The following is a 26846-nucleotide window of genomic DNA, read 5'->3' as shown; positions in this document are numbered from 1 at the left end:
AGAAGCTACTCGCGTGAGTAGCTTCTTTTCTGTGGCGTCATTAATAGAAATCAGTTGATGGCTCCGCAGTACCTGGATTCGGATCGGCACCTTCTTTGACCTGAACGTAGAACGTCTGGCTGATAACTTCAGGACCTTCTCCCGCCTCAAAGGAGGCGCTCACATCCTGCGTTACAAGCCCCACCTTAGCGATTCCTGGCCTCACGAGTGTCAATACGCCATTTTCAGCTTTGAGCACGTCCTTACCCTCTAACACTGTGAGTCCGTAACCCGTCACGTTCGCCGTCTCCGGCCAGAACTTAACAGGGTACTCGTAAGGACTGTCCGACATATATAACACAACGTTAGGTGTCGCGACACGTTGTGGGTATTCTTTCACTTCAATCAAAGACGTTTCTGTTTGACCTGGGTATTTCGTCAAAGCCGCGATTACCGATACGTTCCCGGTACTTCCGTGTTCGGCTTGGACCGTCGCCGTCGAGTTTTGACTCGATACGATGCTGAGTGCAGTAGAGTTCACGGCCCACGTGGCATCGAACGGATTGTTGACGACTTGGTTATCACCAATTAATTGCGTGAGGTTCAACACTGCTTGTTGTTTCACTAAGCTCCCACTCTTATTTTGATAGACCCATAACACTTTGTCCGTAGAGTCAATTGCGAGATCAGGCAATCTGACTTTTACCGTCACCGGTTGGGATTTCGATTCATATCCGTTGCTATGAACATAAACAGCTTGAATCGTCGTCGTTCCGACTTTTAACGCCTCAACTGATAAACTTTGCTTAGCGACATTTGTCTGTTTTACGACTTCAGGATTCACAATGCTCCATTTAAGCGTTACAGTGGAAGGCATTTTCGCTTTTACTGTCGATATCTCAGCATTCACGTTTCCAGTTTCATTCAAATACAAATTCAACTCTGATGGAAGTTTGATATTCAATGCTTCAACGGTAACAGTTGAGCTAGGCAATTTGCTACCTGGATCTGAAATTGAACGATCATGTTTTACTGAACCATTACCGTTCCCAGCGTGATCTGCCTCTAACGAATAAGAAAATCGACCGTTCGTAAATTGAAACGTTCCTGGCTTCGTAGCCGTCAACTCAAGTGTCAACGAATCGTAAAACGCCTCATTTTTGTATTCATTACAAGATTCTAGTCCCAAGTTCTTCTTACCACACATAATCTCAACCGTCCCTGTCAACGAACGTGTAGCAGAAGAATACACAAGCCCCTTTTTTTCTACTTCAGCCTTATTTACCTCGAAACCTTCCGGAATCGTCTCATTAATGGTTACCGCCCATTCAACGTATTTATACGAATTGATATTCGGACCTTTTTCAAAATCAAGAACGTTATTTAAGGCAAAACGATATTCCAACTTAACCTTTTCTCCTACTAATACCGCATCAGGTGTAACTTTTCGTTCTAACTCATCACTAATAGGATTTTTTAATACGATTCCTTGATTATTCGCAAACGTTGACGTATATGCGAACAACAATAAGACCATCCCTATCACTATGAGGAACCCGTACTTGGATCTTAGCTGCCTCTTCATCGTTGTGCCTCCAGTCGGTTTGTCATCACACTTCTTCAGTTAATTCATACCCCTTTTTCTTCCTGTTCACAAGCGGTTTTTTTCAAACTTTGGAAATAGGTTCTGACCTCACTGATGAAGTAGAGCGACCCGGTCACGACGAGCGTCTCGGATTTCGGTGTTTCGAGCCATGATGCCAACCAATCCTGCCAGTCCACGTAACGGGCCCCGTCGGCAATCAGACTGTCTTTCGTTCGGGTACGCGGAAAATCGAACGTCGTCTCATAGACGTCCGCCACCGTCTGGAGCGACGCGACCATCGCCTCGCGGTCCTTGTCTGCGAGAATGGCGGCGAGCACGGTCACGTCACGCTCGAGTTTCAATTGCTCGACGAGCGCGGCGACGCCTTCTGCGTTATGCGCCCCGTCGAGCACGATGCGAGGCTGTCTCGAGATCAGTTCATAGCGTCCCGGATGTTGCGCCGACTCGAGTCCCGCTTGAATCGCTTCTTTCTTCCAGCCAAGATAGTGCGCGACGGCGACGGCACATGCCCCGTTGTAAGCTTGATGATGTCCGGTCAAACCTAATGTCACCGGAGGCATCCCATCATACGTGACGACCGTGTCGGCCCCATCCTCAATTGACGTGACGAGTGACGTGACGTCTTGTATCGGCGCATCCATCTCTCGTCCTTGTTGTTCGAGCAAGGAAATCAACCGCTGCTCCGTCAAGCTATGGAACATCGGCACGCCCGGCTTCATGATGCCGAACTTCTCGAGGGCAATCTCTTCGAGCGTGTCACCGAGGATACCTTGATGGTCATGCCCAATCGATGTCACGATGGTCGCGAGCGGCTTCTGCAACACGTTCGTCGAGTCGAGGCGGCCGCCGAGCCCGACTTCCCAAATGACGAGGTCAGGCTGTTGCTCATAGAAATAGAGCCAGGCCATGACCGTCAGCAGTTCGAACTCCGTCAACGTCTCCGGCGACTTGGCGGCACAGTCGCGGACGCGATTGGCGATTTGGACGAGGTCGTCTTCACGAATCGGCTCCCCGTTCAACATGATTCGCTCCTCGAACTGGATGATATACGGCGAGATGAACGACCCGACGTTCAAGCCCTGTTTCATCGCCATCGCCCGCAAGAAAGCGACCGTCGACCCTTTCCCGTTCGTCCCTGCCACATGAATCGACGGTAACTCCTTGACTTGTAGCTCGTTCAGCATCCACCCGATCCGTTTCAGGCCCGGCTTAATCCCGAACCGTAGCTGGCCATGCAGCCAATCAAATACATCTTGTCTCGTCTCCATCTTCCATCACTCCCGTTTTCACACTTCTCTCTCATCTTACCAAAATTCGCGAAGCGCTACGCACGGAATCGGCTGTGCTATACTCGAGGCGAAGAAGGGGGAATCACCATGACAACCAATTGGAATTTCGAGGCGACCTACCTCGATCTCCGTGACATCTTTTACGACCGGGGGCCAATCCATCCGGTCGACAAGCCCGAGCTCGTCCTTTGGAACGAATCACTCGCCGGGACGCTCGGCCTCGACGACGAAGCGCACCAAGACGTCACGCTCTTCGCTGGGAATCGCCAGACCGACACGTCGTTCTCGCAAGCGTATGCCGGCCACCAGTTCGGCCATTTCACGATGCTCGGTGACGGGCGGGCACTCGTGCTCGGGGAACATGTCGCCCCGAACGGAAAGCGTTTCGATGTTCAATTGAAAGGTTCGGGTCCGACCGCGTATTCACGTGGTGGTGATGGACGTGCCGCCGTTGGACCGATGGTGCGCGAGTTCCTCATCAGTGAGGCGATGCACGCCCTCGGCATCCCGACGAACCGGGCGCTCGCCGTCGTCACGACCGGTGAGCCGATCATGCGTCAAGGACCGAAGCATGGTGCCATCTTGACGCGCGTCGCGTCGAGCCACTTACGCGTGGGCACGTTCCAATATGCCTCTGCGGCCGGATCGATTGATGACGTCATCGCGCTCGCCGACTATGCGATTCGTCGTCATGACCCGGACCTTGAAGGACAGCCGAATCGTTATGAACAGTTCCTCGGCCGCGTCATCACCCGCCAGGCGAAGCTCATCGCGGATTGGCAACTCGTCGGATTCATCCACGGTGTCATGAACACGGACAACACGTTCATCAGCGGTGAAGGAATCGACTATGGCCCGTGTGCCTTCATGGATACGTATCACCCGAAAACCGTCTTCAGCTCGATCGACCGCGAGGGACGCTACGCCTATGCGAATCAGCCGTATATCGGGTCTTGGAACTTGGCCCGTCTGGCCGAGACGTTGTTGCCGCTCCTCGCTGACACGCAAGAAGGCGCTGTCGAGATTGCCAACAAACTGTTAAACGACTACACGGAAACGTATAAAGAGGCGTATTTCACCGGGCTCGCCCATAAAATCGGGCTCTACGTCCGCAAAGATGGCGACGATGAACTGACGGACGAGTTGCTCCGACTCATGATGGAGTCTGAGGCCGACTTCACGAACACGTTCCGCGCGCTCACGCTCGGCGACACAAATTCGCTTGCCTTTGCTAAGCAAGATGATGGAAAGGCGTGGCTGTCCGCTTGGCAAAAACGCCTCGGAGAGCAAGGTCTCCCGGATGAGGACGTCACCCGGCTCATGCGTCAGCATAACCCGGCCGTCATTCCGCGCAATCATCATGTCGAGGCCGCCCTCACGGCAGCCGAGCGCGGTGACTTTGGACCAGCCCATGCCCTACTCGACGTATTGCGGAAGCCGTACGATTACGAAGCCGACTATGGACGCTATGTTTCACCAGGACCGCCACGACCGTATCCGTATCAGACGTTTTGTGGCACATGAACCATCTCGCTTTCGCGGGATGGTTTTTTGGAACCTTTTTCATTTTCGAACGTAAAGTGGATTACATCACTTTTAGTAGGTCCACCATGCTTTTACTCACTTCGCTCATCGCGTTAGGTTTTGCCTGTTTGATGTCAATCGAGCTATTGCAAGGACCCTTTTTAGACGGCTGGGCCTGGCTCATGCCTGCCTTTTTCTTTGCTGTTTCCTTTTCTACCTTTATGAGACACTTGAATAACCTTGAGTGGAATGAATCGAAATGAAGATGACCGTATTGCTCATGACAATCATCGTCGTGTCCACATCTTATCTCGTCTACAGTTTTTATTTGTCGTTTACGGGTCAGTCGATTCATCCGCAAGTCACCGGACTCGCAATCGGCGCCCTGCTCACGTCGTCTTACTTCGTGACGAACGGACGATTACCGTTTTGGACAGAGCCAGAGGAAGAGGACGTATGAAAGTTCTTTATTCAATTTTACTAGGATGCGGCATGATCCTTTATGTCGTCTATGCCATGCATCTTTTCCGCATCGGCCACCCTCAACCGCTCATCTTTCACACCTTGATTGCCATCGCTCTATTTGGCATCATCCACATTGGACGCAAACGAACCCCCGAACATCGATGAAGACGCTCGGGGGGTTCTTCTTGTCTGAAGACTCAAAGGCCAAAATGAATCATGTCCTTCTGTTCGACTTGGGCTTGAGCGATTTTCGAGATGAGTCGATGCAGTTCGTCTGATTCATGCGTGTACATTGCCTGTTTGACCACTTGATAGAACAGCGTCAATGACTCATGTGGAATGAGCGTGATCCCGCATTCGTTTAATCCAAATCCAGGACGGTCATAGGAGTGGAAATACGTACGCATCTGGTTCAACTCATCGATAAAACCATCTACTAGTTCCCCATCCATCGAGACACAGTCAAAGCGTTCCGGCGTATACATATCATATGACGATTGACGGTTTTGTAAATCTAACACACCGAATTCGTGAGTGTATGGCATGATATTCCCTCCTCCTGAATGAATGATTGCTTACTTTATCGGAAATTCAGCCGACCACGCCTCCGGCAGCGAGTCCGATAGGTCGAGCAATACCTCTTCCGACACATTGCCCGTCACGACGATGAGCTTGCCTTGATCTACATAAAACAAGCCGTTCCCTTCCGGTTGATTCAATCGATACCGCTCATTTGACACGTCCCGCCGTTCAATCAATTCTCCGTCTGCCACACTGAACGCATCGGTCACTAAAATCGTGATGCATTGCGTCTCATCATACAACGTCCACATCTCCACCGGTCGCTCTAACTGATTCATCTCGAAGTGGGTGACAAAGAGCTCTGATTCAGGCAAGTGCAACCCGTGTCGGACTTTTTTGGCCGTCTCGGGAATCATAAAATTTTGAATCCCGTGTAACCCCCACTCCTCGCCCCGTGAATAGTTGAATACGCCGAACGAATCGTCGCGGTTTGGTAACTTGATGGCAATGAGTCCGAGATCATCGATGACGGTTTCATAGATCACACCGTCTTTCGAAGGTCGTTCGGACGTGCCATCCGTATATTGAAGCGTATATTGGGCCGTGACCGCATCGACTAGTCGAACGGTCCCTTTCGGCACGTCCTCAATCATCGAGCCGAACACTTCTTTGTCCGTCGTTACGGGAATCTCCTCGGAAGACGTCTCTTCTGCACTTTCATTTATTGTCACTCCTGATTCCGTCGGTTCAATCGGCTCAGTTCGTTCCGCCACACACCCACTCAATCCCATCACTGCCATACTTAACATCATTCCGATTCGTCTCATGTCACGTCACCTTTATATCGTCTCCTCTCCTAAATTCCACCAAACGACAAAAAAACCTTCTTCGGAGAACAGGTCTCCAAAGAAGGTTGATGTCTTACTTACGCAACTCTTCCAAACGGGCGCGGACTGCGTCACGTTTGTCGAGGTAGTCTTTCTCTTTCGCCTTCTCTTCGTCGATGACGTGAGCCGGCGCCTTGCCAGTGAAGCCTGGGTTGCCGAGTTTCTTCTGAACGCGCTCGACTTCCTTCTCGTACTTCGCCACTTCTTTTTCAAGACGGGCGATCTCTTCTTCAAAGTTAATGAGGTCAGCGAGTGGGATGAACAGTTCCGCACCCGTCATAATCGCCGACATCGACTTATCAGGAGCCGTCAAGCCGCGTCCGATTTCGAGCTCGGTCGCGTTCGTGAACTTCCCGATCGTTGCTTCGTTCGCGCTCAAGTAACCTTGCGTCGCCTCATCTGACGTCGAGATGAAGAGCTGAATCGGTTTCGACATCGGAGCGTTCACTTCCGAACGGATGTTACGGACCGAACGGATGACGTTCATGACCGCTTCAAACGCTGGTACCGAGTCCGCGAAGTGGAGCTCGTCGCGACGTGTCGGGTAGCTCGCACGGACGATCGAGTCGCCTTCGTGCGGCAAGTGCTGCCAAATTTCCTCGGTGAGGAACGGCATGAACGGGTGCATGAGACGCATGATCGAGTCGAGCGTGTACGCGAGCACTGAACGTGTCGTCGCTTTCGCCGCCTCGTCCTCACCGTAGAGCGTGAGTTTCGCCATCTCGATGTACCAGTTACAGAACTCTTCCCAGATGAAGTTGTACAAGTAACGGCCGGCTTCGCCGAACTCGTACTTGTCGACGAGACGCGTCACTTGGTCAATCGTGTCGTTCAAGCGTGTGAGAATCCACTTGTCAGCGAGCGTCTTCTCACCTGACAAATCGATGTCCTCATACTTCATGCCGTCCATGTTCATGAGGGCGAAACGGCTCGCGTTCCAAATCTTGTTCGCGAAGTTCCATGTCGACTCGATTTTCTCCCAATAGAAGCGAAGGTCGTTCCCTGGTGTCGATCCTGTGAGGAGGAACCAGCGGAGCGAGTCCGCGCCGTATTGGTCGATGACTTCCATCGGGTCGACGCCGTTACCGAGCGACTTCGACATCTTGCGGCCTTCCGAGTCGCGGATGAGACCGTGGATGAGCACGTCGTTGAACGGCTGCTTCCCAGTGAACTCGAGCGATTGGAAAATCATGCGTGACACCCAGAAGAAGATGATGTCGTAACCCGTGACGAGCGCGCTCGTCGGGAAGTAACGTTTGAAGTCGGCTGAGTCCGTGTCCGGCCAGCCCATCGTCGAGAACGGCCAAAGCGCTGACGAGAACCATGTGTCGAGCACGTCTTCATCTTGGTGCCAGTTCTCACTGTCCGCCGGTGCTTCTTTCCCTACATATACCTCACCCGTCTCGTTATGGTACCAAGCCGGGATGCGGTGGCCCCACCAGAGTTGACGGCTGATACACCAATCGCGGATGTTCTCCATCCAACGGAGGTATGTGCCTTCGAACCGCTCTGGGACGAAGTTGACTTTCGTATCGTCATGTCCTTGTGCTTCGAGCGCTGCTTTCGCGAGCGGCTCCATGTCGACGAACCACTGTTTCGAAAGATACGGCTCGATGACCGCGCCTGAACGTTCCGAGTGACCGACCGAGTGCGTGTGCGGCTCGATTTTGACGAGCGTGCCGTCCGCTTCTAGGTCTTTGACGAGTTGCTTGCGGCATTCGAAGCGGTCGAGCCCTTCGTACTTGCCGGCGTTCTCGTTCATCTTGCCGCCTTCGTCCATGACGAGGATGCGAGGGAGCTCGTGGCGGTTCCCAATCTCAAAGTCGTTCGGGTCGTGCGACGGTGTGATTTTGACGCAACCTGTACCGAACTCCATATCGACGTAGTCGTCGGCGACGATTGGAATCTCGCGGTTCATGACCGGAAGCATGATCGTCTTGCCGACGAGGTGCGCATAACGCTCATCTTTCGGATTGACGGCAACGGCCGTATCGCCGAGCATCGTCTCGGGACGCGTCGTCGCGATCTCGATGTGGCCTGAGCCGTCAGCGAGCGGATACTTCATGTGGTAAAACGCACCCTCAACTTCTTGGTAGATAACTTCGATGTCCGAGACGGCCGTCTTTTGTGCCGGGTCCCAGTTGACGATGTATTCGCCGCGGTAAATCAAGCCTTTCTCATAGAGGCGGACGAACACTTCCTGGACCGCTTTCGAGAGTCCTTCGTCGAGCGTGAAGCGCTCACGTGAGTAATCGAGACCGAGACCAAGTTTTGACCACTGGGCACGGATCGTGTCGGCGTACTCGTCTTTCCATTCCCACGTCTTCTCGAGGAACTTCTCACGTCCGAGGTCGTAGCGCATGATGCCGTCCTCACGGAGCTTCTGTTCGACTTTCGCCTGCGTCGCGATACCGGCGTGGTCCATCCCTGGGAGCCAAAGGACGTCATAGCCTTGCATGCGCTTGAGGCGCGTCAATAAGTCTTGGAGCGTCGTGTCCCACGCGTGTCCGAGGTGAAGTTTCCCTGTTACGTTCGGTGGCGGGATGACGATCGTGTACGGCTGTTTTGAATCGTCCTCGTCTGCTTTGAATACGTCGTTCTCTAACCAGTAGTCATACCATTTCGCTTCCGTCGCACTTGGATCGTACTTCGTCGGCATGGTGATTTCGTTTGTCTCGTTGGCCATATGCCCAACCTCCTCTAATAATGTGGACAAAAAAACGGCTACTCTCGTCCTTAACGCTAAGGACGAAAGAAGCCGTATCTTCCGCGGTACCACCTTAGTTCGCCACATGTGGCGCCCTCAAAATCGAATAACGGTCGATGGACCGGACCTTCCTACTTCGTTCAAAAGGTCAGCTCCGAGGCGACTTCCGCACCATCCTTCGCGGCCTTGCACCAAGCGGCCGCGTCTCTGAAAAAGGATGTTGTTGGCGTACTATTCCTCATCGTAGCTTTTAATCGTATCTGTTAAACAATTGTAGCGACAGAAGCTGGTTCCGTCAAGATTACAATGAAAACTCTTGTTGCAGCTCTTTGAATGTCGCTTCGACCGCTGCGAGCGTCAAGTCGATATCTTCGTCCGTATGCACGGTCGAGAGGAACAATCCTTCGAACTGTGACGGTGGCAAGAACACGCCGCGCGCCGCCATCTTCTGATAGTAAGCGCGGAACAAGTCGAGGTTCGCCGTCTTCGCCTTCTCGAAGTTCGTCACTTTCTCGTTCGTGAAGAAGAATCCGAACATCGAGCCGGCCCGGTTCGTGTCGTGCGGGATGTTATACTTCTCGGCCGCTTTCGTATAGCCTTCGGCGAGACGGTCCGCTTTGCGTTCGAACTCGGCATAATGCTCAGGCTTGAGTTGCGACAACGTCGTATAACCGGCAATCATCGCGAGCGGGTTACCCGAGAGCGTCCCAGCCTGATAAATCGGTCCTTGCGGCGCGATTTGTTCCATAATCTCGCGTTTCCCACCGTAGGCACCGACCGGAAGGCCGCCGCCGATGACTTTCCCGAGGCACGTCAAGTCCGGCGTCACGCCGAAGTAGCCTTGGGCACAGTTATAGCCGACCCGGAATCCGGTCATGACCTCGTCAAAGATGAGGAGCGAGCCGTACTGTTCCGTGATTTCGCGGAGTCCTTCGAGGAAGCCAGGTTGCGGTGGCACGAAGCCCATGTTACCAGCCGCCGGTTCGACGATGACACCAGCGATATCGTCGCCAAACTTCTCGAAGGCGATGCGGAGAGCATCCAAATCGTTATACGGCACCGTGAGCGTCTGGCTCGCCAAGTCTTTCGGCACGCCCGGCGAGTCCGGGAGACCGAGCGTCGCAACGCCTGATCCGGCTTTGATGAGAAGCGAGTCGCCGTGACCGTGGTAGCAGCCTTCGAACTTCAAGATTTTCGTCTTGCCCGTGTAGCCGCGTGCGAGGCGGAGTGCCGCCATCGTCGCTTCCGTACCCGAGTTGACCATGCGCACCATCTCAATCGATGGGACGCGCTCGATGACGAGCTCGGCCATTTTCGTTTCGAGCTCGGTCGGTGTCCCGAACGTCCAGCCTTTCTCGGCTTGCTCTTGAATCGCCTTCGTGACGACAGGGTCACGGTGGCCGAGGATGAGTGGTCCCCATGAGAGGACGTAATCGATATATTCGTTGCCATCGATATCGTAGACGCGTGAGCCTTCACCGCGTTCAGCGAAGATTGGCGTCATGCCGACTGATTTATAGGCACGGACCGGGCTGTTCACCCCGCCCGGCATGAGCGGACGTGCTTGTTCGAACGCCGCTTCTGAGCGTGTTTGTTTGTAGGTCATGCGTAGTCTCCTTCCAAATAGCGACAGACGTCTTTTGCGAAATACGTGACGATGAGGTCCGCACCGGCCCGTTTAAAGCCGACCATCGTCTCCATGACGATGCGTTGCTCATCGACCCAGTCGTTCAAAGCAGCCGCTTTGACCATGGCGTACTCTCCGCTCACGTTATACGCCACAATCGGCATATCGAGCGAGTCGCGCATGTCACGGATGATGTCCATGAACGCGAGCGCTGGTTTGACAATCATGAAATCGGCGCCTTGCTCGACGTCCGATTGTGATTCGCGGAACGCTTCACGGCGGTTGGCCGGGTCCATCTGATAGCCTTTGCGGTCGCCTTCACCAGGTGCCGATTGCGCTGCGTCACGGAACGGTCCGTAATACGCCGATGCGTACTTGACGCCGTAACTCATGATCGGGATATGGTTGAACCCGTTTTGGTCGAGTCCTTCACGGATGGCGGCGACGAAGCCGTCCATCATCGAGCTCGGCGCGATGATGTCAGCGCCTGCTTGCGCTTGCGTGATGGCCGTCTGGACGTGAAGTGGTAGCGACGCGTCGTTATCGACGTCACCGTTCTTCACGATGCCGCAATGGCCTGTCGACGTATATTCGCACAGGCACGTGTCGGCGATGACCGTGAGCTGTGGTGCCCACTCTTTCACTTTACGGATCGCTTCTTGGACGATGCCGTGGTCATGATACGCTTCCGTACCTTCCGGGTCTTTATGTTCCGGCACGCCGAACAATAGCACCGATTGAATGCCGAGGTCGACGATTTCGTTGATTTCGTCCTCGAGACGGTCAAGTGAGAAGTTGAAGACGCCCGGCATCGAGCTGACCTCGCGTTTAATGTCCGTCCCTTCGATGATGAAGAGCGGGTAAATCAAATCTTCTTTGCGAACATGATTTTCACGTACGAGTGCACGCATCGACTTCGATGAACGAAGACGACGGTGACGGTCAAACTGGTTCATGAAAAATCCTCCCCTATACGCTGTATTAATGCATCCATAGTATAACACTCAGGCACTCGGACCGGTAACGTCGACACTTCCCGGACGGCGCGCTCGGTCACTTCACCGATGGCGTACCACGTCCCGTGGAAATGATCGAGATACTGCGTGAGCGCATGGACGGCGGACGGGCTGAGCACGAGGAGCGCCTCGATTCCTTCGAGCGCCTCGACTTCCGTCGCTGTCAGTTCACGGCCAATCGTCTCATAGACGACCCAGTCGTGGACGTTCTCAAGTTGTGCCATATGCGCCGTATTCGCCAAGTCGCCCCGGGCGAACAGGACGACTTCGCCTGCTTTTACGACAGTCGCAAGGTCGCGGAACAGCGCCTCGCCCGTGTACGTCTCCGGCATAAGCGCGACGGTGAATCCGACGGCCTCGAGTGCTTGTTTCGTTTTCTCTCCGACGGCCGCGACTTTGACGTCACGCGGGACGTCACGAAGGGCCGGCACCGCCGTCTGGCTCGTCACGACGAGCCAATCGAATCGGTGAATCGGCATCTGATTGTGCGTCAATCTCGTCTCGATGAGCGGGACGTGATGAACGGAAAGACCGCTCGCGGTGAGCCGGGCTCGCTGCGAAGCGGTCAGTCGTTTTGTCCCTGTGTACCAGACGTCACGCATTGACCGAGGCGAGAATTTCGCGCCCGCCGCGTCCGAGCAGGTCGTCTGCCACGTCTTTCCCGAGTGCGACCGCGTCTGACGACGTCTTCGTCACACGGAGCACTTCTTTGCCGTCGACCGAGGCGATGAGGCCTGTGAGCGTCACGTCGTCGCCATCGACCGTCGCATAACCGCCGACCGGTACGTGGCAGCTGCCTTCGATTGCCTTGAGGAACGTCCGCTCGGCCGTTGCGGCTTTCGCCGTCACGTCATCGTGAAGCAATTGTAGAATCGCCGTCACTTCAGCGTCGTCCTTCCGGCTTTCGATGGCGAGCACACCTTGTCCGACGGCCGGGACCATCATGTCAGCGTCAAGCGCTTCGAAGTCGACACGGTCCGTCCACCCCATCCGTTCGAGCCCGGCTTTGGCGAGCAAGATGGCGTTGAAGTTTTCTGTCTCGAGTTTTTTGAGACGCGTGTCGATGTTGCCGCGAATCCATTGGATGTCTAAATCCGGGCGCGCTGCGAGCATCTGGGCACCGCGACGAAGCGAGCTCGTCCCGATGACGGCACCTTCCGGAAGCGTCTCGAGCGTATAACCGTTCTCGCAGATGAGCACGTCACGCGCGTCGACACGTTTCGGCATGCAGCTGATGTAGAGTTCCTCTGGCAACTCGGCCGGAACGTCTTTCATGCTGTGGACGGCGAAATCGATGTCACCGGCAATCATCTGTTGCTGAATCTCTTTGACGAACAACCCTTTACCGCCGACTTTTGATAGTTGCACGTCGACGATTTGGTCCCCTTTCGTCACGATCTCTTTGATTTCGAACTCGTTTTGAGCTCCGGCTTTCTTCAATTGATCGATAACCCATTTCGTCTGTGTCATCGCAAGTTGTGAGCGGCGCGAGCCGACGATAATTTTACGCATAATCGGTATCCCCTTCATCAAAAAAGGCGACGAGAGTCGCCGCCTTTTTGGTTTTGTATTAGCGCATCAAGGCGCGAAGTGGTGCTTTCGCTGACATCGCTTCGGCTTCTTCCGTTTCCGGTTCGGCGTCCGGCACGTCGACATCGAGGCCGAACGTCTCCACGAACTGATTGATGCGTGTGTTCGCATCCGGTTGTGCGGCAGCGTCTTTAATATAGTCAATCGGTTCGCGAAGCATCTGGTTGATGATTGACTTCATGTGCTTGCCGATGACTTTTTTATCACGGTCCGACAGATGGTCGAGCTTACGCTCGAGGCTCTCCATCGTCTCTTCTTGAATGTTGAGCGCACGGGCGCGCAATTCGTTCATGATCGGCACGACACCGAGCGTGATGAGCCATGCTTGGAACTCTTGAATCGCCTCATCGATTTTGATTTCAATCTTTTCGGCTTCGATGAGACGGGCCGCCAAGTTTTTATTGACGATGCCGTTCAAATCATCCACATCGAACAAGTGGACGCCCGGAAGCGCCCGGACCGCTGGATCGATATCTCGCGGCACGGCAATGTCGATTAATAACAGTGGACGTTCTCGGCGGAGCAGTTGTGCTGCGGCGACGTCATCATAGGCGATGACCGCTTCTTTCGCACCGGTCGAGCTGATTAAAATATCGGCGTCGAGCAAGCCGCAGGCTAGCTCACGAATCGAGTGGGCCCGGCCTTTGAATTTATCGGCGACAGCTTTCGCTTTAGTTTCAGTCCGGTTGAAGACGGCAATCTGTTTCGCACCGGCCTCGAACAAGTTGAGCGTCGTCAACTCGCCTGTCTCTCCGGCACCGACGACCATGACTTGTTTGTCGTCGAGCGACGAATACATCTCTTGCGCGAGCGTGACCGCTGCCGCGCTGACCGATACCGACATTTCCCCAATTTGCGTGTCAGTATGGGCACGTTTGGCGAGCGTCACGGCTTCCTTGAACAGTTTGTTGAACACCGTTCCCGTTGTCCCATTCTCTTGGGCGCGGAAGAAGCTCGATTTCACTTGCCCTAAAATCTGTGTTTCCCCGATGATCATCGAATCGAGTCCAGACGTGACGCGGAACAAGTGGCGAATCGCCTCTTCTCCTTCACGAATCGACAAGTATGGTGTGAATTGGTCCATCTCTAAATCGAACCAGTTCGCTAAAAACCGTTTTGTATAATAGCGTCCTGTGTGGAGCTGGTCTGTGACGACGTATAGCTCCGTCCGGTTACAAGTCGACAAAATAACCGATTCAAAAATGCTTTTCTCTTCGCGAAGTGCAATCATCGCATCCACGATTTCTTGCTCCCCAAACGAGAACTGCTCCCGAATCGCGACAGGGGCTGTCTTGTTATTTAGTCCAACGACGACAATATGCATGTATCTCTTCCCCTCATCCAAAATCCACCGACGGTTGTCTTTTCTATTTCAATCTCTACCGTACATTATAACAGTTCTTATCTGGTAACTATAATCTTCTGTTTGATTTTCCTGAAATAAAATAAGAACTTTTTGTGACATAAAAAAGTAGAAACGGACATAGCGACCATTTCTACTTGATTCCTCATTTTAGAGAGGATGGATCGGTGATGATTGAACTCTCTTGTTTCTTTTCTTCTTCCTCCGCTTCGAGGTAATGTTTCCGTTCCCTCAGCTTGTAGATGCGGACGATGTTTTTCACGACGACCTTCGCCACCGCATAGAATGGGACCGCGATGAGCATCCCGATAATCCCGGCCAAGTTCCCGGCGACGAGCAAGACGATGATAATCGTCAGCGGGTGCACCTTGAGCGACTTCCCTTGGATGAGCGGCGAGATGACGTTCGATTCGATCTGTTGCACGATGATAATGACGACGATGACCCAGAGCACTTTAATCGGGTCTTGGATGAAGGCGACAACAACGGCCGGTGCCGCACCGAGGAACGGTCCGACGTACGGGATGATGTTCGTCACCATCATGAAGAGCGCGAGCAGAATCGCGTAATCGATGCCGATAATCCATAGCCCGATGAGCGACGTGATTCCGACGAAGAACGCCACAATCAATTGAGCGTGGACGTAGTTTTTAACCGTCGTGTGCATGTCATGCAAAATTTTGCGTGTCTCCGTCTCATAACTCGACGGCAACAACTTCACGATCGAGTCCGGAAGACGTTTTCCGTCAAGCAACATGTACAAGAGCATGAACGGGATGACGACGATTGTGATGACGGCCGACGTGATGAAGCCGACCAGACGACCGAATGACGAGGCGATATTCCCGAAGACGTCTCCGAGATACGACGTCACGTTGTTCGTGAAGTCAGTGAACATGTCATCGTTCTCGGCAATGAATCGTGATAAGAACTCATTTTGCATGAGCGAGTCACGGACGGCGAACGCCTGTACCTGCAACTCTTTAGCGATGCTCGGCATCGCGTTGACGAGCGACGTCACCTGTTCCGCGAGCACCGGTCCAAGGATGCTGAAGACAAGCGTAAAGACGAGCACGAGTCCGCCGAGCGTAATCCCGACGGCGAGCGGCCGTTTGCCTTCCATCCGTTTTTCTAAGAAATCGACAATCCCTACTAAGAAATAATAAAAAAGTCCGGCAATGATGAGCGGTACCGTGACGAGCGCCAAAATGACTTGAATCGGTTCGAATACGAAAGAAATTTCCGTCCCGACCCAGATGACCAAGAAAATCGTCAGCGTCCAAAATAAAAAGCGGTACCATTTGTTCTGAAACATGATTTGCATCTTTCCACCTCGTTCTCTATTCTCTTGTCTTATGTAATTAGGACAATTATACGATACTTACCCGCTCACGTAACCCTGAAAACAAAAAAGACGAGGGGGTTCCCTCGTCTTCGGTCAATCTTCTTCGCGTGTCAATAAATCGTAAATTGCTTTCCACGCCTCGTCTTTTCCTTCTGCCGTCTCCGCCGAGAACGCGACGAACCGGTCAGTCGATTCAAACTGAAGCTTTCGTTTGACGGCCGCTTCATGTTTTTGACGCTGCGCCTTCTTGATTTTATCGAGTTTCGTGGCCACGACGATGACCGGAATCTCGTAATGCTTCAAGAAGTTGTACATCGTCACATCGTCGCTTGACGGCTCATGACGGATATCGACCAACAAGACGACGCCGCGAAGCGCGCTCTGTGACGTCAAATATTGCTCCATCATGATGCCCCACTTCTCCCGCTCCGTCTTCGAAACTTTCGCGTAGCCGTAGCCCGGGACGTCGACGAACATGATTTCATCGTTGATGTTGAAGAAGTTCAGCGTCTGCGTCTTCCCTGGCTTCGAAGACGTCCGCGCGAGTGCTTTGCGCTGACAAATCTTGTTGATGAACGATGACTTCCCGACGTTCGAACGTCCGGCAAGTGCGACTTCCGGCAACTCGTGAATCGGGTAATGGTCCGGTGCGACGGCACTCGTGACAAATTCTGCTTTAGTGATTTTCATTATTTAATTTCCTCCAAATGCTACTTCTAATACTTGATCGAGCGTCGTGACCGGGACGAACGTCAGTTTCTCACGGACGGTGTCTTGAATGTCATCGATGTCACGCTCATTGTCTTTCGGAATGACGATGGTCGTCAAGCCGGCTCGGTGTGCGGCGAGCGCTTTCTCTTTCAAGCCGCCGATTGGCAAGACGCGGCCGCGGAGTGTGATTTCCCCGGTCATCCCGATGTCACGGCGGACCTTCTTCCCGGTCAACGCCGAGATGAGCGCTGTCGCGATCGTAATCCCCGCCGACGGACCGTCTTTCGGGACGGCACCTTCCGGCACGTGGATATGCACGTCTTGGCGCTCGTAAAACGTCGGGTCAATCCCGAACCGTTCCGCGTTCGAACGGACGTAGCTATACGCCGTCTGCGCCGACTCTTGCATGACGTCACCGAGTTTCCCCGTCAACTGGAGCTTGCCTTTACCAGGAGCGAGCGCGACTTCGATCGTGAGCGTGTCGCCCCCGAACGCCGTATAGGCGAGTCCGGTGACAGCACCGATCGAGTCTTCCGTCTCCCCTTTACCGTAGCGGTACTTCGGTTTCCCGAGGTAGTCGCCGAGGCTCTTTAACGAGACGGTGACGCGTTTCTTCTCGCCGATGGCGATTTGCTTCGCCGCTTTCCGACAAAGCGAACCGATGACACGTTCCAAGTTCCGGACACCGGCCTCACGCGTGTAACGGCGGACGACTTCATACAGCGCGTCCTCTTTAATCGTGAGCTGGCTCTTCTTCAAGCCGTGCTCTTTATATTGTTTCGGTACCAAGTGACGCTTGGCGATTTCGACTTTCTCGAGTTCCGTGTAGCCGCCGATTTGGATGAGTTCCATCCGATCGAGCAGCGGCGCCGGAATTTGCGAGACGTCGTTCGCCGTCGCGATGAAGAGCACGTTCGACAAGTCGAACGGTTCCTCGATATAGTGGTCCGAGAACGAGACGTTCTGTTCCGGGTCGAGCACTTCGAGCATGGCCGACGCCGGGTCGCCCCGGAAATCGGACGCCATTTTGTCAATCTCGTCGAGCAAGAACACCGGGTTTTTGCTCTCGGCCTGTTTCAAGCCACGGATGATGCGGCCTGGCATCGCCCCGATATACGTGCGGCGGTGCCCACGAATCTCGGCCTCGTCACGTACCCCGCCGAGCGAGACGCGGACGAAGTGACGTTCGAGCGCCGACGCGATCGAGCGGGCGAGCGACGTCTTCCCGACCCCTGGAGGTCCGGCGAGACAAAGAATCGGTCCACGGAGCGAATTCGTCAATTGACGGACCGCCAAGTACTCGAGGATCCGGTCTTTCACCGACTCGAGCCCGTAGTGGTCGTCATCCAACACATCGGCCGCATGTTTGACGTCGAGCTTGTCTTCCGTCTCGATGCCCCACGGCAGCGAGGCGATCCAGTCGAGATAGTTGCGGATGACGGCATACTCAGGTGACGTCGCCGGGACGACGTTCAATCGTTCGGCTTCGCGCATGACGTTCTTCCGTGTCGTCTCTGGCAAATCCAGCGCCTCGAGTTTCTCACGGAGACGGTTCGGTTCAGACTCTTGCGACTGGTCGCCGAGCTCTTGCTGAATCGTCTTCATCTGTTCGCGCAAATAATACTCTTTTTGTGCCTGTTCAATCGTCTTTTTCGTCCGTTCACGCAACTCTTGCTCGAGCTCGATGATTTCGACTTCATGCGTCATAATCTCGAGCAGCTCCAAGCCGCGTTTGACGGCGTCCGGTTCTTCGAGCATCGCTTGGCGGATATCGACGTCGACGTCGAGCTTCGATGCGATATAGTCGGTCAACGACTCGAGCCGCTCATACATCTCGAAACGACGGCGTTCGTCCGGTGACAATCCTTTGATGGACCCGACGAGTTTGCCGAACTGTTCTTTCAATAGGCGCACGAGTGCCGTCCGCTCGACTTCTTCCCCTTCGACGAGTTCGAGCGGCTCGACGTCTGCGAACCAGCCTTCCTTCGTCTCTTCAATCGAGTTGATCTTGACGCGCTCTTTCCCGACCAAACGGACGCGGACCGTCTCGTTCGACAGCTCGCTCATCTTGGCGATATGGACGCGTGTCCCGATTGCGTACAAGTCTTCCGGTTCAGGTGATTCTTTCCCCGTCTCTTTTTGTGTCACAACAATCAAATCTGTCTCGTGTTCCTTTGCGGCAAGGAGTGCCCGTAGGGAGAGCGGACGCCCCACGTCGATTGTCACTCCGATGAGCGGATACACCACGACTCCACGCAAAGGAAGGATTGGTAATTGTTCCATTACAACGCCTCCTGTGCAAAAAGGCCCAAAACTCGGATGTGCCGAGTGTTTGAGCCTTCTTCGTTCAAAATTATGCTGTCTCTTTATTGTCGCCTGTCTGTTCGACAGTACCATCGCGAAGGACGTATTTCGGACCGGCAAGACCCGTAATCGTTTCATCCGTGATGATGACTTTCTCGATATCGTCGCGCGATGGGACAGTGAACATCACATCGAGCATCATTTCTTCGATAATCGAGCGGAGACCGCGTGCGCCTGTCTTACGTTTGATGGCAAGTTTGGCGATTTCAACCAACGCCTCGTCTGTGAACGAGAGTTCGACATCGTCAAGTTCGAGCATTTTCTCGTACTGACGAACGAGGGCGTTCTTCGGCTTCGTCAAGATTTCGACGAGGGCTTCCTCGTCAAGCGTCGTGAGCGTCGCCATGACCGGTAAACGACCGATGAATTCCGGAATCAATCCGAATTTCTGAAGGTCTTCCGGAAGCGCGCGGGCGAGCAAGTCTTCTTGCGTCAACTCGCGGTTTTCTTGGTCGTTCCCAAATCCGATGACTTTCTTCCCGATGCGGCGTTTGACGACCGCTTCGATGCCAGCGAACGCGCCGCCGACGATGAACAAGATGTTCGTCGTATCGATTTGGATGAACTCTTGATGCGGATGCTTACGTCCACCTTGCGGCGGTACGCTTGCGACCGTACCTTCCAAGATTTTAAGAAGTGCCTGCTGAACACCTTCACCTGACACGTCACGCGTGATCGATGGGTTTTCCGACTTACGGGCAATCTTATCGATTTCATCGATATAGATGATCCCTTTTTCAGCCTTCTCGACATCATAGTCAGCCGATTGAATCAACTTGAGCAAGATGTTCTCGACGTCTTCCCCGACGTAACCGGCTTCCGTCAAGCTCGTCGCGTCCGCGATTGCGAACGGGACGTTCAAGACGCGAGCCATCGTCTGAGCGAGAAGCGTCTTACCGCTACCAGTTGGTCCGATCATGACGATGTTCGACTTCGAAAGTTCGACATCATCCGAACGGCCACCGGCGTTAATACGTTTATAGTGGTTGTAGACAGCTACTGAAAGCGCACGTTTGGCGCGGTCTTGACCAATGACGTAGTCGTCTAGGATGTTACGAATCTCTTGTGGTTTTGGAATGTCTTTAAATTCGACTTCTTCCTCCACACCGAGCTCTTCCTCAACGATTTCATTGCAAAGTTCGATACATTCGTCACAAATGTATACGCCAGGACCGGCGACTAATTTACGGACTTGTTCTTGCGATTTTCCGCAAAACGAGCACTTGAGTTGCCCCTTTTCCTCGTTAAATTTGAACATTCGGTACACCCCTTCTAAATGAAAATGGATGTAAGTGCGATAAATCGCCTATTTGTATTCCCAGGTGCGCATGCACCATGAAAAGACATTTACATCTCTGCGTTGCAATAATTGTAGCATGAACAAATCACTTCATCAAAGATAAACACATGCAAAGTGTCGTGACGAAAAAAAGGACGACTGCTGAGCAGCCGTCCTTCTGTCATCCGATTACTTCGCTTTCCCGTTTTCAACGAGAACGTCGATCGCTTTACGGAATTTGAGGTCACCTTTAAGTGTCTCGATTCCGCCTTGTGGCGCGAGCATCGTGCGGAGTTGATCCGGTGCGATGTTGTAAAGTTTAGACATTTCTTCGAGTTCTTTCTCAGCATCTTCGTCAGACACTTCGATCGCTTCTTTCTCAGCGATTGCTTTCAAGACGAGACGAGCTTTAACGCGCTCTTCAGCTTGCTCTTTCATCTCTTCGCGCATCGCTTCTTCAGTCGTTCCAGTAAGCTGGAAGTACATGTCGAGGTCGATTCCTTGTGAAGAAACACGTGTGCCGAATTCTTGAACCATACGGTCTACTTCTTGGTCAACGAGTACTGCAGGTACGTCGATTGTTGCGTTAGCTGTTGCTTGCTCGACGAGTTGGTCGCGCATTGTGCCTTCCGCTTCTTGTTTCTTCGCAGTCTCTAAGCGCTCACGGATTTTCGCTTTCAACTCGTCAAGTGATGAAACTGACTCGTCGATGTCTTTTGCGAACTCGTCGTCGAGCTCAGGAACTTGCTTCGCTTTGACTTCGTGAAGTTTGACTTTGAATGTCGCTGGTTTACCCGCCAAGTTGTCAGCGTGGTACTCTTCAGGGAATGTTACTTCAACGTCTTTTTCTTCGCCAGCCGTCAAGCCGACCATTTGCTCTTCGAATCCAGGGATGAATTGGCCTGAACCGATTTCGAGCGTGTAGTTTTCAGCTGTGCCGCCTTCGAATTGCTCTCCGTCAGCGAAACCTGCGAAATCAAAGACAGCTGTATCGCCGTTTTCGATTGCGCCTTCTTTGACAGCAAGCTCTGCGCCTTGCTGTTGAAGCGCGTCAAGTTCAGCTGCAACTTCTTCGTCAGTGACTGTTGTTTCAACAGCTTCGTACTCGAGACCTTTGTATTCGCCAAGCTCAGCTTCTGGCTCAACGACGAACGTTACTTTGAACGTTACTGGTTTGCCTTTTTCGAGCGTGCCGTCTACATCGATGTTTTCGAGAGCGATTGGTTCGAAACCAGCTTCTTCGACCGCACCTTGAACTGTGTCACGGTAGAGGATATCGAGCGCATCTTGATAGAGTGCTTCTTCTCCGTACATTTTGTTGAACATTGGGCGTGGCAATTTCCCTTTACGGAAGCCAGGCACGTTCAAAGTTTTGACGACATCTTTGAATGCGGCGTCGACTGCTTTATCAAAAGCTTCTGCAGGTGCTTCGTACGTGAGTACGCCTTGGCTACCTGATGTTTTTTCCCATTTTGCTGTCATGCTAAGTCCCTCCAACAATTCGTTTATACGTACAAGAATGTACAACAATCCGTATTATAGCATAAATCCGGCGACTGCACACAAGGATTTAGTCTAGAAACGCCTCGGTGAAACGCATGTCCGCCTCGAGGATTTCCGCTGCCAGGCCGTCCGTTTCCTCGTGTTGCAAGATGGCCGTTTTCGCCTGTCCGATCGCCGCCTCCACGTCAGACGCTTCTTGCGGTGTGAACGGGTAATGCGTATACATGTAGTTCATGAGCAGTTGTGTCGCGATTTCGTCCCCATATACGACCCGCTGCAATTGATTCGTCATCGCTTCCCACGCTTGTGTATGCACGGCCGCCTCGTCTCGCGTCAACCGATGCCGTGTCCCAAGATCGGTCCATTCGATGACCGGCAACTCGTCGAACGCTTTTTGAAGCACGATCAACTTCATCAATTTCGGACGGTCGGCGACGAGAAGTTCTTTCAAGACGTTGTCGAGGACGTCGTCGATGTTGAAATGGACGTGTTCGAGTGTCTCGATTTGTTCACCGATTCCGCCACGATTCAGGATCCGCTTCACTTTGGCGATTGCCGCCGGGAACTCGGTCAACTTCAACACTTGCAACACTTGATGCGCTTGCGTGTTGACGTGATCGGTCTTCTCTTGCCATTCGAGATAGCGATTGATCCAATGGGCCGCCTCGAACGGTTGGTCACGCATGATGTAATACTGGGCGATTTGAAGCCCGCCGGCTGCAGGTTCTTCTGCCACCGTCATCTGAGTCGTGACGAGTTCTTCGAGTTTCTCGAGCGTCTCCGGTTCTTCCGGACGTTCCATCAGACATTGGAATAGTTCCATGAAAACAAAGGGATCACCGGGCACTGCCTCATACCAATCCCATAGAATCGGTTCGACCCGTTGCCGTTCTCCGGCCGTGTCCGCTTCTTGAATCATCTTCTGAAGCCGCGACCAGTTCCCAGGAAACGGGTACGCTTTCTCTTTTGCCATCTCTCCACACCCTTTCCATTCATCTCCATCTTCCGTTAGGAATCGATTCGTTGTCAATCAATACCCCGAAAAACGAAAAAAGAGACAACCTCCGTGGAGGCTATCTCTATTTTAAATGGAAGTGTCCCAAGAGGGATTCGAACCCCCGACCGACGCCTTAGCTTACCACCATGGCTTTCGCCACCAACGTGTGTTGTTTGTAGTCTGGACTATATCTTCACCATTTCAGGTGCGACACGTGTAGTCTCTACGGAACCTCACGAGCAAACTGCTCCTTCAATGGCTCTACCTCTAAAGGATGACCTTTAGTCCTTCGAACCATCTTGTCCCCGAAAGGAAATAAGTTTCCTCGGTATTACCATCAGCATGATCTGTTAAGGCTTCACCGATATAGTGTCGTCCACTCTATAGGTTTCTGTTTCCCTATAAAGGCTCCTATTTGTCTTGAAGGGCGTTGCTCTATCCAGCTGAGCTATTGGGACATTGACAAGAAAACTATAATAGAAAAATGGTTTGCTGTCAATTCCTTCTTTTCATTCCGTCACAGCTTTCCGCTCACATCGAGATCCTCGACGGCCGAACCGTCCTCAGACCGATAAAAGCGGACGTTGGCCTGTCCGTTCTCGAGATCCATCAGTACATACGTCTTGTCACTCCGTCCGCGCGGCATCCGAATCGAGCCCGGGTTCACGTAGAGCACCCCGTCCTCAATCAACGCACCGGCGACGTGCGAGTGGCCGAACAAGACGACGTTCGCCCCGACCTCTTCGGCCCGGTAACGCAACCGGTTCAAGTCGTACTTCACGTCGTGATGATGGCCGTGGACGATGAGAATCGTGCCTTCGGCCGTCTCCTCGATTCGCTCGAGCGGCAAGTCGCCACCGAAATCGCAATTGCCGCGCACCGTGTGATACGGGAGCAGGTGCTCGTCGACGAGCGCGAGTTGCGAGTCGCCACAATGATACGCATCGTCGATTTCTTGTTCGTGCCGATTGAAGATGATCGATAGTTCTTCGGTCAATCCGTGACTGTCACTGACTACGAGAAAACGCATACGGGTCACCCTTTCATGAACGGAATGATTTCTGCCTCTAACTTTCGTAGTGCTTGACCGCGGTGACTGACCGCCGCCTTTTCGTCGCGTTCGAGTTCTGCTGCCGTCTTATGGAGCGACGGGACGATGAAGAGCGGGTCATAACCGAAACCGTTCTCCCCGTGCGGCGCGTAGCCGATCGTCCCTTCAATCGTACCGCGTACCGTCAACGTCTCTCCTGATGGTTTGGCCAGACAGAGGGCACAGATAAAGCGTGCCGTCCGGTCGGTCGCCCCGTTCAACTTCTCGAGCAAGAGGGCGTTGTTCGCCTCGTCCGATTTCTCAGGTCCGGCGAAGCGGGCCGAATGGACACCCGGTGCCCCGTCGAGTGCGTCGACTTCAAGCCCCGAGTCGTCAGCGAGGACGGCATGACCAAAGTAGCGGGCCGCTTCCTTTGCTTTCAGTTCGGCGTTCGCTTCGAACGTCGTGCCCGTCTCGTCCGTCTCCGGTGCGTCCGGATAGTCGAGCAATGACTCGACCTCGAAGCCGAGCGGCGTGAGCATGCCTTCGATTTCTGCGACTTTTCCTTTATTACGTGTTGCGACGATGAGTTTCATGTTGTTTCCTCCAATTGTTCCCCGACATACCACCATGAGGCACCGAGCGCGTCTTCGGCCGCTTTGAACAGCGTCTCGATCCCGCTCTGGGCCATCTGGAGCATCTCGTTCATCTCGAGCAACGTGAACGTCGCCTCTTCTCCTGTGCCCTGCACTTCGACGAAGCGTCCGCTCGCCGTCATGACGACGTTCATATCGACCTCGGCCGCAGCATCTTCTTCGTAGTTCAAGTCGAGGAGCAGTTGATCGGTCCGACCGACCGAGATGGCGGCGACGCCTTCTTTAATCGGTGTGTCGTCGAGCTTGCCTTGACGGATGAGCGCGTCGACCGCGAGGACGAGGGCACAGAAACCGCCAGTGATCGAGGCCGTGCGCGTGCCCCCGTCCGCTTGGATGACGTCACAGTCAATCCAAATCGTCCGTTCGCCGAGCCGTTCCAAATCGACGACCGAACGGAGCGAGCGGGAAATGAGACGCTGAATCTCCATCGTCCGGCCCGACTGTTTCCCGCGGACCGATTCACGTACGGTGCGGTTGCCGGTCGCACGCGGAAGCATGGAATACTCGGCGTTAATCCAGCCCTGTTTCTTGCCGCGCAAAAAGTTCGGGACGCGTTCTTCGACCGTCGCCGTACAGATAACTTTCGTGTCCCCGATCGAGATGAGGACCGATCCTTCCGCATGCTTGTTCACATGAGGAACGATTTCGACGGGCCGGAGCTCGTCCTGGTTTCGTTCGTTACGCATCGACACCGGACACCTCTACTTTCTCCGCTCTCACGGGCTGACCGAGCCACTCTGTCGCGAGCCGGTCAAAGATGACGACGTCCCCCGTCGCATAAAACTGGTGCGCCGGGACCGTGTCGAGGTCGTTCTCGAGCTCTTTGAAATCAAGGATGGCCGCCACTTCGAGCGCCGTCTCGTCACCTGACGAAATCAAATGGACGTCCGGTCCGACGACGTCTTGAATGACCGGAGCGAGCAACGGATAGTGCGTGCAGCCGAGGATGAGCGTATCCATCTCGGAAGACTGGAGCGGCCGAATCGTCTCGGCGACGATCGTGCGGACGCGTTCCCCGTCGAGTTCGCCGGCTTCGACGAGCGGGACGAACGGTGGACAAGCGAGCGAATACACATCAATCTCGCCGGCCACGTGCCGAAGTGCCGTCTCGTACGAGTTGCTCTCGATCGTCATCTTCGTGCCGATGACACCGATATGTTTATTGCGCGTCCCTTTGACGGCCGCGCGGGCACCCGGATCGATGACACCGATGACCGGGATGTTGAGACGTTTGCGCGCTTCTTTCAAGACGACCGCTGTCGCCGTGTTGCAGGCGATGACGATCATCTTCACATTCTTGCTTAACAGGAACTCAATCAGTTCCCACGTATAGGCTTCAATCTCGTCGTGCGGGCGCGGGCCATACGGACACCGTTCCGTGTCGCCGATATAGATAATTTCTTCTTTTGGTAGTTGGCGCATCAGTTCTTTGACCACCGTCAAGCCGCCAACTCCTGAATCGAGTACTCCAATCGCTCGTTTCATGATCATCACTTCCATTCCCATCTATCTTACCAAAAAAGCCGATTCTGAAAAAGAAACGGTCTCGTGACAAACAAAAAAGACGAGGTAGCCAATTGGCCGCCTCGTCCGTCGCTCAATTACTGAGCAAGACCTTCGCTTGTGAGCATGTCAGAAAGCGTGTTAACCGCTTCTTCTGCATCGTCACCAGCTGCAGTGATTTTGATTGTAGAATCTTTAGCGATTCCGAGTGAAAGAACACCCATGATCGACTTGAGGTTTACTGTTTTACCGTTGTACTCAAGGTTGATATCTGATTGGAACTTAGAAGCTGTGTTAACCAACTGTGTAGCTGGACGAGCGTGAATTCCTGAATCTGCAACGACTGTGAACGTTTTTTCCATGACGTGATAGTCTCCCTTCAAATTTCAATTCTACAGGCGGACCTGCAAAATAATTGTTTGTGAACTCATTATCAAATGATAGCGGATTCGCAAAAATTCTGCAAGCGATTTTTATATTCTGGAGTCCATTCGGTCGGACGACCGGATTTCGACAAGTGCACGAGGCTCGTGCGCCCCGCGAACATGAGTTGGTCTCCATCATATGCCCCGTAATGAATATCACATGAAGTGTTTCCGACCGTCAAGACATTGGCATACACCTTGATCGATTGGCGCGGCATCACTTGGCGGACATAGTCGCACTGGGCGTCCGCCACGACGACGAACCCATCTCTCAATGAGAATCCAGTCGCTTCAAGCAACTCGATTCGCGCATCCTCGAAATAGATGAACGGAATCGTGTTATTCATATGGCCATACGGGTCGCACTCCGAGAATCGGACTTTGACGTCTAGCGCTACCCCTGCTCTGACACGTGTTTCCCAATCGGCTTCCCGGAAGTACTTCGTCATCCGTGACCC

25 protein-coding genes and 1 other annotated feature are annotated in these 26846 nt (G+C 53.4%); of the genes, 3 read left to right on the top strand and 22 right to left on the bottom strand.

What is annotated here, in order from left to right; all coding sequences use genetic code 11:
• Window positions 1-40: 40 nt before the first annotated feature.
• The gene (locus KNO58_RS07290; protein ID WP_214752662.1) at window positions 41-1564 is read right to left on the bottom strand and encodes a hypothetical protein; all 1524 of its coding nucleotides are present in this window, start codon (window positions 1562-1564) and stop codon (window positions 41-43) included.
• Window positions 1565-1608: 44 nt separating this feature from the next.
• Window positions 1609-2853 (bottom strand): bifunctional folylpolyglutamate synthase/dihydrofolate synthase, encoded by a 1245-nt coding sequence (locus tag KNO58_RS07285; protein WP_214752660.1) that lies wholly within the window; start codon window positions 2851-2853, stop codon window positions 1609-1611.
• A gap of 108 nt (window positions 2854-2961) precedes the next feature.
• Between KNO58_RS07285 and KNO58_RS07280 the strand changes: the two genes are divergently transcribed.
• The 3 genes from KNO58_RS07280 (at window position 2962) to KNO58_RS07270 (ending at window position 5028) form a co-directional block, all read left to right on the top strand.
• Window positions 2962-4398, top strand: coding sequence for a protein adenylyltransferase SelO (locus KNO58_RS07280; RefSeq protein ID WP_214752657.1), 1437 nt, complete (start codon window positions 2962-2964; stop codon window positions 4396-4398).
• 259 nt (window positions 4399-4657) lie between these two features.
• A complete protein-coding gene (locus KNO58_RS07275) occupies window positions 4658-4858 on the top strand; it encodes a hypothetical protein (RefSeq protein WP_214752655.1) in 201 nt (66 codons plus the stop codon).
• Window positions 4855-5028: a hypothetical protein gene (locus KNO58_RS07270; protein ID WP_214752653.1), complete on the top strand. Its 174-nt coding sequence runs from the start codon at window positions 4855-4857 to the stop codon at window positions 5026-5028. The genes KNO58_RS07275 and KNO58_RS07270 overlap by 4 nt, the downstream gene beginning before the upstream one ends.
• Window positions 5029-5060: 32 nt before the next feature.
• Here the strand turns inward: KNO58_RS07270 and KNO58_RS07265 are convergent, their stop codons facing one another.
• From KNO58_RS07265 to KNO58_RS07170, 20 genes are all read right to left on the bottom strand, one after another.
• Window positions 5061-5408 carry a short-chain dehydrogenase gene (locus KNO58_RS07265; RefSeq protein WP_214752651.1) on the bottom strand — a complete coding sequence of 116 codons (348 nt, stop codon included), beginning with the start codon at window positions 5406-5408 and terminating at the stop codon, window positions 5061-5063.
• Window positions 5409-5438: 30 nt separating this feature from the next.
• Window positions 5439-6212, bottom strand: coding sequence for a hypothetical protein (locus KNO58_RS07260; RefSeq protein ID WP_214752649.1), 774 nt, complete (start codon window positions 6210-6212; stop codon window positions 5439-5441).
• A gap of 94 nt (window positions 6213-6306) precedes the next feature.
• On the bottom strand, window positions 6307-8958 hold the full coding sequence (locus KNO58_RS07255; RefSeq protein WP_214752647.1) for a valine--tRNA ligase: 2652 nt from the start codon (window positions 8956-8958) through the stop codon (window positions 6307-6309).
• Window positions 8959-9013: 55 nt separating this feature from the next.
• Window positions 9014-9233: a binding site (T-box leader), on the bottom strand.
• Between the two features lie 47 nt (window positions 9234-9280).
• On the bottom strand, window positions 9281-10585 hold the full coding sequence (gene hemL / locus KNO58_RS07250; RefSeq protein WP_029595852.1) for a glutamate-1-semialdehyde 2,1-aminomutase: 1305 nt from the start codon (window positions 10583-10585) through the stop codon (window positions 9281-9283).
• Window positions 10582-11562 (bottom strand): porphobilinogen synthase, encoded by a 981-nt coding sequence (hemB, locus tag KNO58_RS07245; RefSeq protein ID WP_214752645.1) that lies wholly within the window; start codon window positions 11560-11562, stop codon window positions 10582-10584. Before hemB ends, hemL begins: the two co-directional genes overlap by 4 nt.
• Window positions 11559-12224 (bottom strand): uroporphyrinogen-III synthase, encoded by a 666-nt coding sequence (locus KNO58_RS07240; protein ID WP_214752643.1) that lies wholly within the window; start codon window positions 12222-12224, stop codon window positions 11559-11561. Before KNO58_RS07240 ends, hemB begins: the two co-directional genes overlap by 4 nt.
• Entirely contained in the window at window positions 12217-13134 is a 918-nt protein-coding gene (gene hemC / locus KNO58_RS07235; protein ID WP_214752641.1) for a hydroxymethylbilane synthase, read from the bottom strand. The genes KNO58_RS07240 and hemC overlap by 8 nt, the downstream gene beginning before the upstream one ends.
• A 58-nt stretch (window positions 13135-13192) precedes the next feature.
• Window positions 13193-14536, bottom strand: coding sequence for a glutamyl-tRNA reductase (hemA, locus tag KNO58_RS07230; protein WP_214752639.1), 1344 nt, complete (start codon window positions 14534-14536; stop codon window positions 13193-13195).
• Between the two features lie 184 nt (window positions 14537-14720).
• Window positions 14721-15899 (bottom strand): AI-2E family transporter, encoded by a 1179-nt coding sequence (locus tag KNO58_RS07225; RefSeq protein ID WP_214752637.1) that lies wholly within the window; start codon window positions 15897-15899, stop codon window positions 14721-14723.
• A gap of 114 nt (window positions 15900-16013) precedes the next feature.
• Window positions 16014-16610 (bottom strand): ribosome biogenesis GTP-binding protein YihA/YsxC, encoded by a 597-nt coding sequence (gene yihA / locus KNO58_RS07220; protein WP_021066847.1) that lies wholly within the window; start codon window positions 16608-16610, stop codon window positions 16014-16016.
• A 3-nt stretch (window positions 16611-16613) separates the two neighbouring features.
• Complete coding sequence (lon, locus tag KNO58_RS07215; protein WP_021066846.1) at window positions 16614-18914, bottom strand: endopeptidase La; 2301 nt, start codon at window positions 18912-18914, stop codon at window positions 16614-16616.
• A gap of 70 nt (window positions 18915-18984) precedes the next feature.
• A complete protein-coding gene (gene clpX, locus KNO58_RS07210; RefSeq protein ID WP_021066845.1) occupies window positions 18985-20253 on the bottom strand; it encodes an ATP-dependent protease ATP-binding subunit ClpX in 1269 nt (422 codons plus the stop codon).
• Between the two features lie 210 nt (window positions 20254-20463).
• Window positions 20464-21756: a trigger factor gene (gene tig, locus KNO58_RS07205; protein ID WP_021066844.1), complete on the bottom strand. Its 1293-nt coding sequence runs from the start codon at window positions 21754-21756 to the stop codon at window positions 20464-20466.
• Between the two features lie 88 nt (window positions 21757-21844).
• On the bottom strand, window positions 21845-22750 hold the full coding sequence (locus KNO58_RS07200) for a hypothetical protein (protein WP_214752635.1): 906 nt from the start codon (window positions 22748-22750) through the stop codon (window positions 21845-21847).
• 541 nt (window positions 22751-23291) lie between these two features.
• The gene (locus KNO58_RS07195; RefSeq protein WP_214719951.1) at window positions 23292-23804 is read right to left on the bottom strand and encodes a metallophosphoesterase family protein; all 513 of its coding nucleotides are present in this window, start codon (window positions 23802-23804) and stop codon (window positions 23292-23294) included.
• 5 nt (window positions 23805-23809) lie between these two features.
• Window positions 23810-24400: an XTP/dITP diphosphatase gene (locus KNO58_RS07190; protein WP_214752633.1), complete on the bottom strand. Its 591-nt coding sequence runs from the start codon at window positions 24398-24400 to the stop codon at window positions 23810-23812.
• Window positions 24397-25146 carry a ribonuclease PH gene (gene rph / locus KNO58_RS07185; RefSeq protein ID WP_214752631.1) on the bottom strand — a complete coding sequence of 250 codons (750 nt, stop codon included), beginning with the start codon at window positions 25144-25146 and terminating at the stop codon, window positions 24397-24399. The genes KNO58_RS07190 and rph overlap by 4 nt, the downstream gene beginning before the upstream one ends.
• Complete coding sequence (racE, locus tag KNO58_RS07180) at window positions 25139-25945, bottom strand: glutamate racemase (protein ID WP_285222555.1); 807 nt, start codon at window positions 25943-25945, stop codon at window positions 25139-25141. Before racE ends, rph begins: the two co-directional genes overlap by 8 nt.
• 116 nt (window positions 25946-26061) lie before the next feature.
• Window positions 26062-26325: a phosphocarrier protein HPr gene (locus KNO58_RS07175; RefSeq protein ID WP_021066838.1), complete on the bottom strand. Its 264-nt coding sequence runs from the start codon at window positions 26323-26325 to the stop codon at window positions 26062-26064.
• 71 nt (window positions 26326-26396) lie between these two features.
• Window positions 26397-26837 (bottom strand): acyl-CoA thioesterase, encoded by a 441-nt coding sequence (locus KNO58_RS07170; protein WP_214752629.1) that lies wholly within the window; start codon window positions 26835-26837, stop codon window positions 26397-26399.
• Between the last annotated feature and the right edge of the window lie 9 nt (window positions 26838-26846).

This window comes from Exiguobacterium sp. J17977 (assembly GCF_018616375.1).
Taxonomy (GTDB): Bacteria; Bacillota; Bacilli; order Exiguobacteriales; family Exiguobacteriaceae; genus Exiguobacterium; species Exiguobacterium mexicanum.
The sequence above is the reverse complement of the archived record's forward strand: the minus strand, read 5'-3'. Positions and strand labels throughout refer to the sequence as shown.